Origin of the sequence: Bacteroides faecichinchillae JCM 17102 (assembly GCF_000614145.1) — a bacterium.
GTDB classification, from domain to species: domain Bacteria; phylum Bacteroidota; class Bacteroidia; order Bacteroidales; family Bacteroidaceae; genus Bacteroides; species Bacteroides faecichinchillae.
The window spans coordinates 1-501 of record NZ_BAKK01000144.1 but is presented as its reverse complement, the minus strand read 5'-3'; the positions used below and the strand labels follow the sequence as shown (position 1 = coordinate 501).

Below are 501 nucleotides of genomic sequence, written 5' to 3'. Positions count from 1 at the left end.
GCGATCTTTGGTTACCTTGTAAGCTTGAGTCTGTACGATGGTAATCATATACATATCATCAATCCAAAGACGTGTCTGCCAGGAGTAGCCTTTGCCGGCCCATTCCTTTTCCGAAGGTTTCGCATTCTCAGGAACCTCCCATTGAGTATCAGCGTAAGGTAGTCCCAGTTTCAGGTACTTCTTTTTCTTTGTCATCTGATACAGGTTCAGAGGCAGGCTTCCGAACATATTCAAATCGACATGATTCATGATAGGTAGTAACTTCTTTTCCATGGTAAACAAAGGCTCGAATTTATTTTCCAGGAGTTTGAAGAGCTTTTTGTCCTTGGTTATTTTAGCCAATTGAAGGGCACCGTTCCAGTTAAAAGTCTCCGGATAACTAATCCATTTACCGGCATGCAGTGCGTGTTTACCATCTACAAAACGGTAGGCTAAACGTTTACCAACTTCTTCCGGAGTGTAACCTTCCGGGAAATCAGTCAATTGACTAGATTGAGCCAA

At 42.7% G+C, this 501-nt stretch carries 1 protein-coding gene; it reads right to left on the bottom strand.

Features of this window, described 5'->3' with window-relative positions; translation table 11 throughout:
* A partial coding sequence (locus tag JCM17102_RS21160) for a glycoside hydrolase family 88 protein (RefSeq protein WP_199901488.1) occupies positions 1-501 on the bottom strand: 501 nt, incomplete at its 3' end.